Below are 14,350 nucleotides of genomic sequence, written 5' to 3'. Positions count from 1 at the left end.
ATCGCTTTATTCGCGCATCCGAATCGCCCGGTCAGCCAAATCGGCTGACTGCGGCATCGATGAACTGGCGAACTTTCGCGGTCTTCTGCCGATGCGCGGTGTACAGCAAATGCATCGCTCTGCTCGGCGCCTCAAAGCCCTCCAACAACCTCACCAATTCCCCCCTGCGCAATGCCGGCTCAAGAAAATCGGCAGGCCCCAGCACAATCCCGAACCCATCAATCGCCGCTGACAACAGCGCCTTGCTCTCGTTGACGTGCAAGCGACTGCGCACCGGCACACGCTCGACTTGGGCGCCGTTGAAAAACGACCACTCGTGGTCGGCGGGCCGTGACCAGTATGCATACCCCAAGCACTCATGCTGTTGCAGATCGGCGGGCACTTGCGGCGTGCCGTGTTCGGCCAGATAGCGCGGCGCTGCACAAACGATCAAGCGATACGCAGCCAACGGTCTGGCGGTCAGACTGGCCGTCGCCAGCGGGCCGATCCGAAAAGCCACCTCAAACCCCTCCTCTACCAGATCCACGGCACGGTCGGTCAAGTGCAGGTCGATTTCCACCTCGGGGTACTCGCGCAAGAACGCGGTCACGAACGGCATCAGACTGTAAGAGCCAAAGCTCACCGGCGCGCTGATCCTGAGCTTGCCGCGCGGCGTGTCGTTCATGATCTGCGCCAGCGAATCAGCGGCTTCTGCCTCAGTGACGATGTGCTTGCAGCGCTCGTAATAGGCCTGGCCCAGCTCGGTCAGGCTTTGCCGGCGCGTGGTGCGATTGAGCAACCGTGCGCCGAGCCGTTGCTCAAGAGCGGCCACGTGCTTGGCGACCATTTGCGCTGACATGTCGAGGCGTTGCGCGGCACTGGCGTACGAGCCCGCTTCGGCCGCCATCACGAAAGCCGCCATGCTGGACAGCCGATCCATTCGAAACTCCTGTTAGCGAAAGTAAGTAACAGAGTGCAATTTATCTGCATCTGATCAGCAATCATCATAGTGGCTCCCCACCTGAAAGAGGAACACACCATGCGCATTGGAATCGTTGGAGCCGGCTTCATCGGGCGCGCCGTCGCGCAAATCGCCCTCGCCGCCGGGCACGAAGTGATGCTCAGTAACTCCCGCGGCCCGCAGACCATGAGCAGCGTGCTCGCCGGCATCACCGGCTGCCAGATCGGCACGGCCGAACAGGCCACGCAGTTTGCCGACGTGGTGTTGCTGGCCATCCCCTACGAACACATCCCGAGCCTGCCGCCGGCGTGGTTCGAGGGCAAAACCGTGCTCGATGCCAACAACTATTACCCCGATCGCGATGGCCACATCGCCGCACTCGACACCTTCCAGACCACCACCAGCCGTTTGCTTGCCGAGCATTTGCGCGGCGCCACGGTGGTCAAGGTATTCAATGCCATCCTCGCCGCAGACCTGCTCACCGATACCCGGCCGCACGGCTCCAGCGAGCGGCGCGCCCTGCCCGTCGCCGCAGATGACGCTGACGCCAAGGCGTTGGTCGTGGGTTTGCTGGACGAACTTGGCTTCGATGCGGTCGACGCCGGAAGCCTCGATGAGAGCTGGCGATTCGAGCGGGCGAAACCGGCTTACTGCGCGCCGCTGGACAAGTCCGGGCTGGAGATCGCCTTGGCTGCTGCCGAGCGCGAGGTCGAATTACCCTTGGGCAGCTGGCGGCGCTGATAACACCTGAACGCTGCTGAGGCAGTCGTGCTCTGGGTGCAACAGCGTCAGATGCCGAATTAGCCACGCGCGCTCCGGCGCAGACAAATCAGGCCAGACCGTCGTGAAGTCGATGCGGTCTTTGGGGCGCGTGTGCTTGGCTTTGAACAAGAGAACGGCGGCAGGTCGCAGATACGGGATGCCGCCCGTGCTTTGCAGAACCATTTCCGCGCGTGGACCGGTAATCGACGGATCGCGTTTATAGGTCCAGGTTTGCGGGGTGCCCGGCTCGATCATCACGTCCACGCGCCAGGCCGGTGCGGTGCGGTCGTAAGCCCATATCTGAAAAACGTCTTCGGCGGGCACGCAAGTCGCTGACAGAAACTGGAACGTACCGTCCTTTACTGCATAGAAATCGAGATCACCGAGTGCCTGGCGAAAACAGGCGAAATCGGCCCGAAGCACCGTGAATTCCAGGTCACTGTGCGCGCGGGTTTGCCGACCGAGCCAAAGGTCCAGCGCCCAGCCACCGACCACACACCATGGGCGGTCTACCGAACGCAGTCGCCGCGCCAACTCATCGGGTGTCCAGGCTTGCCATTGCTTTTGGTCGGGCACCACCGGATGGGCTGTTGTCATGTCTGGGGCTCGTAGATTAATCGAAGGGCTTCGTAACGGCGCCATTCGACCTGCTTTCACCACCCGGCTCAACATTTTTATCAGCTAGCCTTGAATCCGATCGCACGTGACTCAAGGCGCATTGACCACCACATACGTCACATCACTGCCCTGATACTGCGGCTGGTACCAGGTCGAACCGCACTGCATGTAGGCGACGTTGTACTGAATCACCTGCACACAACTGCTGGGCATTTGCGCCGGGGTAAAGATCGAGCCCACCACCGCCGCCGTGACCGCGACGGTTGCCGTGACCGCCGCTGCGGCCGCCAGCGGATGGTAGTGATCGTCGTAGCCATAACGGCCATGGCCGTCGACATCAATATCGACATCGCGACTGTTATCGATATTGACATTACGGTTGACGTTGCGATTGCTGTTATTGACGTTCGTGCGGTTGCCGACATTGTTGCCGGCATTGACCCGATTGCCCGAATTGACCCGATTGCCGGCGCTGACATTGTTGCTGCGCTGTGGCGCATTGATGCGCTGCGCCCGTTGCGCATTCGGCGCCGGCGCGCGGTTGACGTTGGCGCGGGCATGTCCCTGAGCGCGTTGCCCCCGGGCGTCGGCTTCGGCGACATAACCGGCGGTGAGCAGCGTGGCGACGGCCAGCGACAACAACAGACTCCACATCATCGACTTGTTCATGTCACTGCCCTCCCTGATCGCTGGCTTTTTTAAACGCAATCGCCACATCGCCTTTGCCCGGTTTGAAGGTGAATTGCGTGTCCGGGATGGTCGGCTTGAGGTTCCACTGATACACCGCGCTGTACTCGGGGAAGCTCTTCTCGTCAGTAGTAGTGATCACCAGTTTGCACGGCAAAGGTTTGTCAGAACGGGTCAGCCACAATTGCCAGTCGATGCCTTCCTGGCGAAACGCCAAATGGTCGCAGAGCTGGCCCTTGATGACCGACGGGCCCACGTACAGCGCGGCTTTCAAGGCATCGATCTGCGCCTGATCACTGCCGAACAGAAACAGGTCCTCCATCGGTACCTGCACACCGTAGAAGTTCTCCACCTTGTGCAGGGTTTCCGCGACGGTGGCCGGGGCGTCGACGGTGGTGTAGTACTTCAGGTACGGCGAATACTGGGTGAGTTTTTTGCCGTTATAGAAGAACTCGCGGGTGCGCACGTCGCCTTCGCTTTTCGCATACAAACGATCCTGGCCGATCACTTTAAGGGTGTTGGCGGACTCGGTCTTGATCTTCTGCCCGGACTCCAGAACCGTGTCGCGCGAGACTTGAGCATCGACCTGAAACTTCGGCAGGCTGCGCAGGTAATTGCCCATGTCGATGAGCTTGTCGACCACTTGCGGGTTGATCAACGGCGCGTCGTCCGTGGCCTCGGCAGTGGGCGTAGCCGGCGGGTCTTCGGCGCGGGCTCCCGGCGCGAGAACCAGTGTGAACATCAGGCAGACAATACTGGCTGGGGCTTTCATCGGTTCCGCTCCTGTCCCTGGGTGGGCATTGCGCCCGAAGGGCGACTGATTGACCAGCCTAGACCTCAGTCCGGGGGTACGCCAATGCATCAGCGAGAGGGGGTGAATGTCACGGCAGATGTTCTTTGCGCTGGCTCTCCAGAAGCTCGGTGACATCGGCCGGTTGATACACCCAACCGATGAACAATTCATAGCCAACCGCGAGGATCACCGGCCCAGTGAACAGACCGATAATGCCGCTGGTGACCATGCCACCCAGTGCGCCAATCAGCACCACCGGCATCGGCACCGCGACGCCGCGCCCCAGCAACATCGGCTTGAGCACGTTGTCGGCAAGCCCGGCAATCGCCATCCACACCGCAAAGATAATCGTGCCGGCGCTGACCCCGTCCACGGCGAAGACATAAATCACGATGGGCAGCGTGATCAGCAACACCGGCAATTGGGTGATGCCCAGCAGCAACACCATCAAGGCGAGAACACCGGCCGCTGGTACGCCCATGACCACCAGCGCCACGCCGACCAGCAGCATCTGAATAAACGCGATGCCAACCACGCCCTGCGCCACGGCGCGGATGGTTGCCGTGCACAGTTCGGCAATCTGCGGGCCGCGCACCGGCCCGGAAATGCGTGTGGTGACAGCCACCGCTGTGCGGTGGCCGCGCTCGCCGTGATGCATGATCAGCCCGGCGACGATCAAGGCAACCACGAACACCACAATGCCCGCTCCGACACCGGCGGCTTGATGCAACACCACTTTGCTCCAGTCCTTGAGGTGTGGCGCCAGTTCCTGAAACACCCAGCTCAGATCCTGGGACGCATGCGTCCAGATGCCGTACAGCGGCGCGCCAATCAGCGGCCAGCCTTCCACACTGGCCGGGGGCGGCGGAATTTCGAACTGCCCGGCCTCGAACGTGTGCATGCTGCCCTTGATCGAATCGGCGATCGACGCGCCCAACAGACTTAACGGCAGCATCAGAATCACCAGGCCCAGCAGCACCAGAATGATTGCCGCCCAGCCGTAGCGATTGCCGAGTTTCGCGCCCAGCAGCTGATTCAGCGGATACAGCGTGACGGCCAGGATCAGCGCCCAGAGCATGACATTGAGAAACGGATGGAAAATGTCGTAGCAGAACAGCACCAGAACGGTGATCAGCCCCGCTCGAATGAGCACATCCAGCAGCGCTCTGGAACTTTGAAACGCTATCAGCGGTTTGTCTTCCATGTCGGCTCTCCTGATTGGGCCAGCGTTGAACCGCTGTGAGCCTAGTTCACATCCCGGCAGGCACCGTAAATTTTCCCGCCAAGCTGGAACAGGCGTACACCCGGCCCATCAACCCTTTCAGCAAATTTTTATCCCGCACCACGAGCAGCCATATGTGGATGCTGCATAAGATTGCCTGCCGCCGTGGAATATCTGACCACTGATGCTCTGTTCAAAGGCCTGCCGACCCGGATGATGGCGTGTTAACATCACTCGCAATATTTTTATCTTTGTGTGTTTTTTTAACCGGCCGACTTAGACGGGCTACTACCGCTGCCAGCAGCAACTGTGCGGGGCTACTTATGGAAACGTGGGCTTTTCACGATTACAGACTCGCAAACCTGCAATCGCACTTCATGTTGTACATCCAGTAGACATCGATACCTGACAACTATTTTTTGAGGGCCTTTATGAGTGCCAAGGACGTTTCTCCAAATCCCGACTCCAACTTACATAACAAGCCACATAATAAAAAAAGGATAGCGGCGCCTTTCTTTCGCGCACTGCCGCCGATAATTATACTTGTTGCCGCAGGGTTGCTTTCATGGATCATGTATCCCTGTCTAAAAGCAATTCAAAGAGACGGCGAAAAGCTAAAGGCTAATCTTGCATTCATCGACATAAACCGAGCCTTGAATAATTATAAACCGCTCACCATTTCAGATATTCGCCAACAAATGAGTTCGCAAAGCGCCGAAATCACCAAGGAGTTCGGCGGAAAAGACTTGGTTATTATTCTGCCAAGCGACCCGAAGTCAGATTTCTTCCTAGTGAATTACCCCAACAAGCTTGACGCTCAATTCAACTACCCAGACCACGGGGATGGGGGCACGACCACCAGAAAGCTCAAATATCTCAACAATCCTGTCGGAAGATACTTTTTTGACTTCACAAAGGAGGACTGGAATTTTCTGATTGATCGAAGTTACATGTTTTCAAACAGCACAACAGCAAACGTTAATCGCAGCGGTTTGGATGATGGTCAATCGGTAGCTTTTCTCCGGCCCGAGTCGCCCACCAACTTTATAGAGGACTCACCGCGAGCTGTGCCTTACGCGACCACACTGGAGGAACTTAATCAGTGGGCGTTCTTTCATGAAATGACCCATGCTCACGACCAGGCAGTTCATACCCGCAACTACTTGGATACAACACAAAAATATGGCATGGACATTGATGAGGACACGGGTCAACTCATTGCGGAATCGATTGCTGATACAGGTGCTGCGTTGATTGCGCTACGCGTGACGGAAAACATGGATACCTTCAAATTCTTGATAAGACCGATGAGATTCCGAGATCCAGGAGATAACATCCATAGCACTCAGCATGTGTCTGAAGCTGTGCTGCGAGAGATATCTTTAGTCGACGTAAAGGGTAAATCCGATATCGAACTAATGACTCTGGCCGAGCGACTGGTGGACCTCTATGTAATCGAGGAAGTGAAGAAATATCAAGAAGCGCGTTATTGGTTATTTTCTTCAAGCCTGTCTGACAACCTCCTTAACATTAAAAGCGGAATGCTTTACCCAGCAGCAGACATGATGAGCGAAAGCTCATCTGCAATTGAGGCATCACTGCAAAATTTATTGTATCAGGGTCAGTTTCGCGAGCTTTTTCCAGAACTGGACGCATCGATACGAAAACATATTTTCAAGTTCTTTGATTACGCCATGATGAAGGCGTATTGGAAGGCGACTCATGGCCGCATCTTTTCTCACGCAGAAGACTTTAACCCTCAGGCCTTTTCAACAGAAATGCACTACGCGATTGATTACTCGGCTCGCGAACGAAAAGATCAAAACAATAAAAAACTTCATGACTACTACATAAGCGCCACCAACAACCGACTGGGATTTGATCAGCACGACATCATCGACAGTCGCTTGAAACTGGAAATGGAAGAGTTCACTTTGATGAAAAACAGACCCAAGCAATCTCCCGTGAATTCACACTAACGTTGCAACCCGAGAACCTTGAACAGTCCATTTCCTGCGAGAGGTTCTTGGTGATGGGTCGAAACAGGGGAGTATCAACGGCCTTCATCGATTTCACTGCTTGCGCTTCGAAAGAATACTCTTCAACAGCAACGCCCATCAGTTGAACGAACAATGGACGCTGTTGAGTTCGGTGAACTGGCAGGACTGGAGCGACTTTACCGACACAGGCTCATGGCGATTTTGATCGAGACGATCAGCGCGCAAGCATGCCGTGGCACAACAGATTCAAGACCCCGCGCATGTGCAAGGCGTGCGCGGCCCGATCCGGGACTTCCTGCGTGGCCAAGCGAATAAACGCCATGTTCGCGTACTGGTTGAACAGCGTCGCCACCACGTCGAGATCGATCGATTCACGCACTTTGCCCGTCTGCTGGAAATGCAGGAGCAGCGCTTTGGTTTCTTCGATCACCGCCGCATTCCACGGGCTCATCGCTTCGGCCAGTTCGCCGGTCAGCAGAAACGGCGCCAACTCCCGCCACAGCGAAGCCGGCATCGCCTGCAGCTGGTAATCGGTCATCAGCCCTTCGAACTCGCAAAGCGCCTCCAGCGGATCGCTGTCCTCGTCCAGATTCGCCCGCGCCTCGCGCATGGCTTGCTCGTCGGGTTGCTTGAGCAAGGCCAGCAGAATCTCCTGCTTGCCGCCGAAATAATTCACCACCGTCGGCGCGGAAACCCCCGCCTGCACGGCGATCTGGTCCAGCGTGGTGGCCGCAAAGCCGTTGCGCTTGAACAACTCGAGCGCCGCCTCGGCAATCACTTGCCGGCGCTGTTCCTTCTGACGTTCTCTGAGTCCGCTCATGTTGCCTCTGATGATCCTTGCCAATGGCCCTCAGCCTACGGAGATCTTTTTTCACCGACAAATATTTTCTTTACAAAAATATTTTTAGATGACAAAACTTTCTCCGTGCAGCGCTGCAACGAACTCACTCACTTGCCCTTTGCTCTGGAGATCCGCCATGTCCGCCGAATTCGATTCGACCCGCAGTACCCGCGATTACCAAGCCTCTGACGCTGCTCACCACATCCACGCGTTCGTTGATCAGAAGGCCCTCAACGAGGAAGGCCCAAGGGTGATGGTCAGCGGTGATCGGCTGGCGTTGTGGGACAACGACGGCAATCGCTATCTGGACGGTATGTCGGGCCTGTGGTGCACCAACCTCGGTTACGGGCGCAAGGATCTCGCCGCTGCCGCGACCGCGCAGTTGGAGCAACTGCCCTACTACAACATGTTCTTCCACACCACTCACCCGGCGGTAATCGAGCTGTCCGAGCTGCTGTTCAGCTTGCTGCCCAAGCACTACAGCCACGCGATCTACACCAACTCCGGTTCCGAAGCCAACGAAGTGCTGATCCGCACCGTGCGCAAGTTCTGGCAAGTGATGGGCAAACCCGAGAAGAAAATCATGATTGGCCGCTGGAACGGCTACCACGGCTCGACCCTCGCCGCGACGGCGTTGGGCGGGATGAAGTTCATGCACGAGATGGGCGGCACCATTCCTGATGTGGCGCATATCGATGAACCGTACTGGTTCGCCCACGAAGGTAATCTCAGCCCGCAAGAATTTGGCCTGCAAGCCGCGCGGCAACTGGAAGACAAGATTCTCGAACTGGGCGCCGACAAGGTTGCCGCATTTGTCGCCGAACCGTTTCAGGGTGCGGGCGGCATGATCATTCCGCCGGCGACGTACTGGCCGGAGATTCAGCGAATCTGCCGCCAATACGATGTGTTGCTGTGTGCTGACGAAGTGATTGGCGGTTTCGGCCGTACCGGCGAATGGTTTGCGCATCAGACGTTCGGGTTTGAGCCAGACACGCTGTCGATCGCCAAGGGCCTGACCTCCGGCTACATCCCCATGGGCGGTTTGATTCTGTCGCGGCGCATGGCCGAGGCGTTGGTGGAAAAAGGCGGCGTGTTTGCCCACGGCCTGACCTATTCCGGCCACCCGGTGGCGGCCGCCGTGGCGATTGCCAACCTCAAGGCCTTGCGCGATGAAGGCGTGGTCGCGCAGGTGAAATCCGATACCGGACCGTATCTGCAGAATTGCTTGCGCGAGGTGTTTGGCAATCACCCGTTGGTGGGAGAGATTCAGGGCGTTGGTCTGGTGGCGGCGTTGCAGTTTGCTGAAGACAAGGCCAGCCGCAAGCGCTTTGCCAATGAAAACGACATTGCCTGGCGTTGCCGCACGATTGGCTTTGAGGAAGGGCTGATCATTCGCTCGACATTGGGGCGGATGATCATGGCCCCGGCGCTGGTGGCCACGCGTGCGGAGCTGGACGAGTTGATCGACAAGACGCGGATTGCGGTGGATCGGACGGCGCGGGAGTACGGGGTTTTGTGATTGGCTGAAGGAATATGGCGGCCGGAATACAGCTATCGCGAGCAGGCTCACTCCTACATTTGGAATGCGTTCCCCTGTAGGAGTGAGCCTGCTCGCGATGGCGTCAGTCGGGTTGAAAACAGGCAAGATTCAATCCCGTCGATTACTCCGCACGCCGCTTGGTGTTAAATAGGCGCCAGTCTTAACCTTGTCGCTTATAGCTGTGCAACGAGAACCGATATGAACACCCATTCCAGGAAAAACACCCAAATTCAAACAGCGGTGAGCGCATGATTGAAGTCACCGAAGTTTCCATTGCCCAACTGCGCGCCGCGCTTGAGTCCGGCCAGACCACCGCAGTCGAACTGGTGCAGGCATATCTCGCACGCATCGATGCCTACGATGGCGCCGACACCCCAACGGCGCTAAATGCCGTGGTCGTGCGCAACCCTGAAGCGTTGAACGAAGCACGGGCGTCCGATGCCCGTCGTGCCAAAGGCGAAACCCTCGGCCCGCTCGATGGCATTCCCTACACCGCCAAAGACAGCTATCTGGTCAAGGGCCTCACCGCCGCGTCCGGCAGCCCGGCCTTCGTCGATCTGGTTGCCTATCGCGATGCCTTCACCATCGAACGCCTGCGCGCGGCCGGGGCAATTTGCCTGGGCAAAACCAACATGCCGCCGATGGCCAATGGCGGCATGCAGCGCGGCGTCTACGGTCGCGCTGAAAGCCCTTACAACGCCGATTACCTGACTGCGCCGTTTGCCTCCGGTTCGTCGAACGGTGCTGGCACCGCCACGGCAGCGAGTTTCGCTGCGTTCGGTCTGGCCGAAGAAACCTGGTCGAGCGGGCGTGGCCCGGCGTCGAACAATGGTTTGTGCGCCTACACGCCGTCGCGCGGGGTGATTTCCGTGCGCGGCAACTGGCCGTTGACGCCGACCATGGACGTGGTCGTGCCTTACGCACGGACCATGGCTGACTTGCTCGAAGTCCTCGACATCGTCGTCGCCGAAGACCCGGACACCCGTGGCGACCTCTGGCGCCTGCAACCGTGGGTGCCGATCCCGAGCGTCAACGAAGTGCGCCCCGTCGCTTACGCCGATCTGGCCGCCGACGCCAAAGCACTGGCCGGCAAGCGATTCGCCGTACCACGCATGTTCATCAACGCCGACCCTGAAGCCGGTACCAGCGCAGCACCCGGCATCGGTGGCCCGACCGGCCAGCGCATCAATACCCGCGCTTCGGTAATCGACTTGTGGAAGCAGGCGCGCCAGGCCCTCGAAGCGGCCGGTGCCGAAGTCGTCGAAACCGATTTCCCGCTGGTCTCCAACTGCGAAGGCGATCGTCCCGGTGCGCCAACCGTATTCACCCGTGGTCTGGTCTCGAAAGAGTTCCTTCACCATGAGCTGTGGGACCTGACTGCGTGGGCGTTCGACGACTTCCTGCAAGCCAACGGCGACCCGAAACTGAATCGTTTGGTCGACGTCGACGGGCCGAAGATCTTCCCGCACGAACCGGGCACGCTGCCCAACCGTGAGGGCGATCTGGTTGCGGGCATGGATGAATACGTGCGCATGGCCGAGCGCGGCATCACGCCGTGGAATGAAATCTCTACCGTACCCGACGGCCTGCGCGGTCTCGAGCAGACTCGACGTATCGATCTTGAGGAGTGGATGGATAAGCTGGGCCTCGACGCCGTGCTGTTCCCGACCGTCGCCGATGTCGGCCCGGCGGACGCCGATGTCAATCCTGAGTCAGCCGACATCGCTTGGAGCAACGGCATCTGGGTGGCCAACGGCAACCTCGCGATCCGTCACCTCGGCGTGCCGACCGTCACCGTGCCGATGGGCGTGATGGCCGACATCGGCATGCCGGTCGGCCTGACCTTCGCCGGCCGCGCCTACGACGACTCGAACCTGCTGCGCCTGGCCGCCGCATTTGAATCGACCGGCAGCAAACGCCAGATCCCGCCGCGTACGCCGCCACTGTCGTAACGCGATCAAAACTGTAGGAGTGAGCCTGCTCGCGATGTGGTGTGTCAGCCTGGATAAACTTGACTGACACACCGCCATCGCTGGCAAGCCAGCTCCCACAGGTTTCAGCTCCGCCACAAAATCCCCATTCAACCCAAATCCCTGTAGGAGTGAGCCTGCTCGCGATAGCGGTCTGTCAGTTAAATTTATCGAGACTGACACACCGCTATCGCGAGCAGGCTCACTCCTACAGGGGTTGTGTGATGCCGTTCATTGAGCACATCCGCTCAATCCCCGGCGCTGAAATCCCTCGATCATCCAGGCCACCTTCATTGCCGCTGGCCACCGACCATGATCGACCGCGCCCCTTTGCGTCTCACCCTCCTCGCGCTGCTCTGCGGTCTGAACCCAACCGCCCACGCCAGCGGTTTTTTCGACGACGCCAAAAGCGAAATCCTCAGCCGCAACTTCTTCCTCAGCAACGACTACCGCTCTCCCTCACCGTCCGGTAAAAACTACAAACAAGAATGGGCTCAAGGCTTTATCGGTACCTTCTCATCCGGTTTCACACCCGGCACGGTCGGCTTCGGCATTGACGCCCACGCCTTCACCGGGCTGAAACTCGACGGTGGCCGGGGCCACTCCGGCACCGGTCTGCTGCCCGTCGACAGCGATGGTCGCAGCGAAAACGATTACTCCAGCGCCGGCGGCGCGCTCAAGCTGAAAGCCTCGCGCACCACCCTCGCCTTCGGCGAAATGACCGTGGAAACCCCGGTGTTCGACACCTCCGACAAACGCCTGCAACCGGAGTACGCCACAGGTTTTCTGCTCAACAGCGCCGAGTTCGATCACCTCAATCTGGTAGCAGGGCATTTCACCGCGTTCAAGAATCAGGACAGCTCATCCGGCAAAGGCGACTTCTACGGTTACGGCGCCAATACCGAGGCCGGTGGAATCAGTTTTCTCGGCGCTGACCTGTTCACCGACAGCCCGGTGGGCGGCGCGTTGTACGCCTCGGAACTGAGCGACACCTGGCACCAGTACTACGGCAATCTGCATTTCAAGCAGCCCGGTGTATTGCTCGACGCCAACCTCTACCGCACCCGCGACACCGGCCGCGCACTGGCCGGCGCCATCGACAACACCGCGTTGAGCCTGTCCGGCAGATACGCCTTCGGCCCCCATGCGGTAATGCTCGGCTGGCAACGGATCAATGGCGACACGCCGTTCGACTTCGTTGGCGGCGACTCGATCTACCTCGCCAATTCGATCAAATACGCCGACTTCAACGGCGCCAACGAACGTTCCTGGCAGGCGCGCTACGACCTCGACCTCGGCGCCTTCGGCATCCCCGGCCTGACCTTCATGACCCGCTACGTCTCCGGCAGCCACATCGACGGCACCCACGCGCCCAAGGGTGGTGCCTATAACCCGTTCGATCCTGACAGCGATGGTTACCAGCCGCAGCAAGGTGACGGCGGCAAGCATTGGGAACGCGATATCGATTTGAAGTACATCGTGCAATCGGGCGTGGCGAAGGATCTGTCGGTGCAGGTCTCGCATGTTTCACATCGGGCCAATGAGGCACAGGCCGGTGATGACATTGACCGGATTTACGTGGTGATCCAGTACCCGCTGGGTTTCTAACCCACCACCCATCCCGATTTGAAACGCTATCCCCTGTAGGAGTGAGCCTGCTCGCGATAGCGTTTTTCCAGCAACATTCATGCTGACTGATACACCGTTATCGCGAGCAGGCTCACTCCTACAAGGGAATGAGGAAATTCGCTAGTTTCGTGTCGGTTGACGGGTTCGTAACAGGGAAAGACCACGTTTGCACCCAGCCAGTCGCCCGATTTTTTGCCTTTTAAACTCCCGTGTTTAAAAGACACCTCCAGACACGCCTTCAAGGCTACAAATTCTTGCGCCATTGCCTACAGCTACGCCAGAATCCGCCGGCTTGTGCGCCTTGGGGGCGGGTTCTATTGTGGGTCGGTCGCTGACGAATCAGCGATCGGGTTTAGCAGCTCGGCAATTTTCAAGGCACGCGAGTACTGCCATTACGTTATGGCGGCTTTGCGTGGGGCACTTCGGTGCGCCGGGATCCTTGAGCCTGGTCTGCTAACCCGCGTACAGCCGCCACCCTATCCGTTTAGCAGCGATGGATGACGGCTCCACATCTCAAGGAGCTTTACCCATGATCAAACCAACGCCAAACCCACCCGAAACCGACCTCGCCTCCCCCTACGAAGCCCTCGATTCGAAAAAGCTCAACGACGCTGCCGAACGCGCCCTCGATCACTACCTCTGCCCGCCCGGCTCCACGCCACCGCCACGTAAAACCCGCCGGATGTACGCCGTTACCGCAGACTTCAAAAACGAGGAACTGCTGGCCGATGCCAGCGAAACACTCGCCTCGGCCAGAACCATCGCCCATGACTTCGCCCACCTCATCCCCGCGTCACAGCGCAGGACGTTGTTGGGTATCGCGCAATTGATCATGCTCGGCGAGCTGGCGGTGAATCGGGTGATGGATAATCTGGAGTTGCCGCAGTAGCGGGCCTCGCGACAGACTCTGAGTCAGGCGCCGGCAGTGCCGACGCCTTCGCGAGCAGGCTCGCTCCCACAGGGATTCGTGTCGCTCACGTGGGTGCGGTTCCACCGCCGAATTTGTGAGAGCGAGCCTGCTCGCGAAGGCGGTGGGTCAGTCAGCGAGATGTCGACTGAAAAACGGCATTCGCGAGCAGGCTCGCTCCCACAGGGATTCGTGTCGCTCATGCGGTTGCGGTTCCACCGCCGAATTTGTGGGAGCGAGCCTGCTCGCGAAGGCGGTGGGTCAGTGAGATGTCGACTGAAAAACGGCATTCGCGAGCAAGCTCGCTCCCACACTGGATGGGGGAGGTTCGGAGGGAAAAGTGGCGGAAGGCAGCCGGAGTCGAACCTGCCCGGGAACGGATGCCGCCCCCAACCGGGTTTGAAGCCCGGCCGCGCCACCGGGCGCGATTGCCTTCCTTGA

Annotated in this window: 12 protein-coding genes and 1 tRNA gene; 6 read left to right on the top strand and 7 right to left on the bottom strand. The window is 58.8% G+C overall.

Features of this window, described 5'->3' with window-relative positions; genetic code table 11:
* Positions 1 to 31: 31 nt before the first annotated feature.
* Complete coding sequence (locus tag VY732_RS14090; RefSeq protein WP_331695740.1) at positions 32 to 919, bottom strand: LysR family transcriptional regulator; 888 nt, start codon at positions 917 to 919, stop codon at positions 32 to 34.
* A 99-nt stretch (positions 920 to 1,018) separates the two neighbouring features.
* On the opposite strand from VY732_RS14090, the gene VY732_RS14085 reads away from it, so the two are divergent.
* Positions 1,019 to 1,681, top strand: coding sequence for an NADPH-dependent F420 reductase (locus tag VY732_RS14085; protein ID WP_331695739.1), 663 nt, complete (start codon positions 1,019 to 1,021; stop codon positions 1,679 to 1,681).
* On the opposite strand, the gene VY732_RS14080 is transcribed toward VY732_RS14085, so the two are convergent.
* The 4 genes from VY732_RS14080 to VY732_RS14065 form a co-directional block, all read right to left on the bottom strand.
* On the bottom strand, positions 1,655 to 2,299 hold the full coding sequence (locus VY732_RS14080) for a nucleotidyltransferase domain-containing protein (RefSeq protein WP_331695738.1): 645 nt from the start codon (positions 2,297 to 2,299) through the stop codon (positions 1,655 to 1,657). The genes VY732_RS14085 and VY732_RS14080 overlap by 27 nt on opposite strands.
* Positions 2,300 to 2,410: 111 nt before the next feature.
* Entirely contained in the window at positions 2,411 to 2,989 is a 579-nt protein-coding gene (locus tag VY732_RS14075; protein WP_331695737.1) for a hypothetical protein, read from the bottom strand.
* Position 2,990: 1 nt separating this feature from the next.
* Positions 2,991 to 3,779, bottom strand: a complete 789-nt coding sequence (locus tag VY732_RS14070; RefSeq protein ID WP_331695736.1) for a DUF2092 domain-containing protein — start codon at positions 3,777 to 3,779, stop codon at positions 2,991 to 2,993.
* 109 nt (positions 3,780 to 3,888) lie between these two features.
* The gene (locus tag VY732_RS14065; RefSeq protein ID WP_331695735.1) at positions 3,889 to 5,004 is read right to left on the bottom strand and encodes an AI-2E family transporter; all 1,116 of its coding nucleotides are present in this window, start codon (positions 5,002 to 5,004) and stop codon (positions 3,889 to 3,891) included.
* Between the two features lie 449 nt (positions 5,005 to 5,453).
* Here VY732_RS14065 and VY732_RS14060 point away from each other — a divergent pair, with 449 nt between their 5' ends.
* Positions 5,454 to 7,001: a hypothetical protein gene (locus VY732_RS14060; protein WP_331695734.1), complete on the top strand. Its 1,548-nt coding sequence runs from the start codon at positions 5,454 to 5,456 to the stop codon at positions 6,999 to 7,001.
* A 235-nt stretch (positions 7,002 to 7,236) separates the two neighbouring features.
* Here VY732_RS14060 and VY732_RS14055 read toward each other — a convergent pair whose 3' ends face one another.
* On the bottom strand, positions 7,237 to 7,842 hold the full coding sequence (locus VY732_RS14055) for a TetR/AcrR family transcriptional regulator (RefSeq protein ID WP_331695733.1): 606 nt from the start codon (positions 7,840 to 7,842) through the stop codon (positions 7,237 to 7,239).
* A gap of 157 nt (positions 7,843 to 7,999) precedes the next feature.
* Between VY732_RS14055 and VY732_RS14050 the strand changes: the two genes are divergently transcribed.
* The 4 genes from VY732_RS14050 to VY732_RS14035 all read left to right on the top strand — a co-directional run bounded on the left by VY732_RS14050 (position 8,000) and on the right by VY732_RS14035 (position 13,891).
* Positions 8,000 to 9,382, top strand: a complete 1,383-nt coding sequence (locus VY732_RS14050; protein WP_331695732.1) for an aspartate aminotransferase family protein — start codon at positions 8,000 to 8,002, stop codon at positions 9,380 to 9,382.
* A 269-nt stretch (positions 9,383 to 9,651) separates the two neighbouring features.
* Positions 9,652 to 11,355: an amidase gene (locus VY732_RS14045; protein ID WP_331695731.1), complete on the top strand. Its 1,704-nt coding sequence runs from the start codon at positions 9,652 to 9,654 to the stop codon at positions 11,353 to 11,355.
* Between the two features lie 330 nt (positions 11,356 to 11,685).
* Complete coding sequence (locus tag VY732_RS14040) at positions 11,686 to 12,981, top strand: OprD family porin (RefSeq protein WP_331695730.1); 1,296 nt, start codon at positions 11,686 to 11,688, stop codon at positions 12,979 to 12,981.
* Positions 12,982 to 13,531: 550 nt separating this feature from the next.
* A complete protein-coding gene (locus VY732_RS14035) occupies positions 13,532 to 13,891 on the top strand; it encodes a DUF6124 family protein (RefSeq protein WP_331695729.1) in 360 nt (119 codons plus the stop codon).
* A 359-nt stretch (positions 13,892 to 14,250) separates the two neighbouring features.
* Here the strand turns inward: VY732_RS14035 and VY732_RS14030 are convergent.
* Positions 14,251 to 14,346 (bottom strand) — tRNA-Sec (locus VY732_RS14030).
* Positions 14,347 to 14,350 lie beyond the last annotated feature (4 nt).

The sequence above is a fragment of the Pseudomonas sp. ZY71 genome (assembly GCF_036542145.1).
GTDB classification, from domain to species: domain Bacteria; phylum Pseudomonadota; class Gammaproteobacteria; order Pseudomonadales; family Pseudomonadaceae; genus Aquipseudomonas; species Aquipseudomonas koreensis_A.
The sequence above is the reverse complement of the archived record's forward strand: the minus strand, read 5'-3'. Positions and strand labels throughout refer to the sequence as shown.

Excerpts from the sequence above, each read along its gene's own strand:
- VY732_RS14035 (WP_331695729.1), top strand. The coding sequence starts at position 13,532 with ATGATCAAACCAACGCCAAACCCACCCGAAACCGACCTCGCCTCCCCC.
- VY732_RS14055 (WP_331695733.1), bottom strand. The coding sequence starts at position 7,842 with ATGAGCGGACTCAGAGAACGTCAGAAGGAACAGCGCCGGCAAGTGATT.
- VY732_RS14090 (WP_331695740.1), bottom strand. The coding sequence starts at position 919 with ATGGATCGGCTGTCCAGCATGGCGGCTTTCGTGATGGCGGCCGAAGCG.
- VY732_RS14075 (WP_331695737.1), bottom strand. The coding sequence starts at position 2,989 with ATGAACAAGTCGATGATGTGGAGTCTGTTGTTGTCGCTGGCCGTCGCC.
- VY732_RS14045 (WP_331695731.1), top strand. The coding sequence starts at position 9,652 with ATGATTGAAGTCACCGAAGTTTCCATTGCCCAACTGCGCGCCGCGCTT.
- VY732_RS14040 (WP_331695730.1), top strand. The coding sequence starts at position 11,686 with ATGATCGACCGCGCCCCTTTGCGTCTCACCCTCCTCGCGCTGCTCTGC.
- VY732_RS14060 (WP_331695734.1), top strand. The coding sequence starts at position 5,454 with ATGAGTGCCAAGGACGTTTCTCCAAATCCCGACTCCAACTTACATAAC.
- VY732_RS14065 (WP_331695735.1), bottom strand. The coding sequence starts at position 5,004 with ATGGAAGACAAACCGCTGATAGCGTTTCAAAGTTCCAGAGCGCTGCTG.
- VY732_RS14085 (WP_331695739.1), top strand. The coding sequence starts at position 1,019 with ATGCGCATTGGAATCGTTGGAGCCGGCTTCATCGGGCGCGCCGTCGCG.
- VY732_RS14080 (WP_331695738.1), bottom strand. The coding sequence starts at position 2,299 with ATGACAACAGCCCATCCGGTGGTGCCCGACCAAAAGCAATGGCAAGCC.
- VY732_RS14050 (WP_331695732.1), top strand. The coding sequence starts at position 8,000 with ATGTCCGCCGAATTCGATTCGACCCGCAGTACCCGCGATTACCAAGCC.
- VY732_RS14070 (WP_331695736.1), bottom strand. The coding sequence starts at position 3,779 with ATGAAAGCCCCAGCCAGTATTGTCTGCCTGATGTTCACACTGGTTCTC.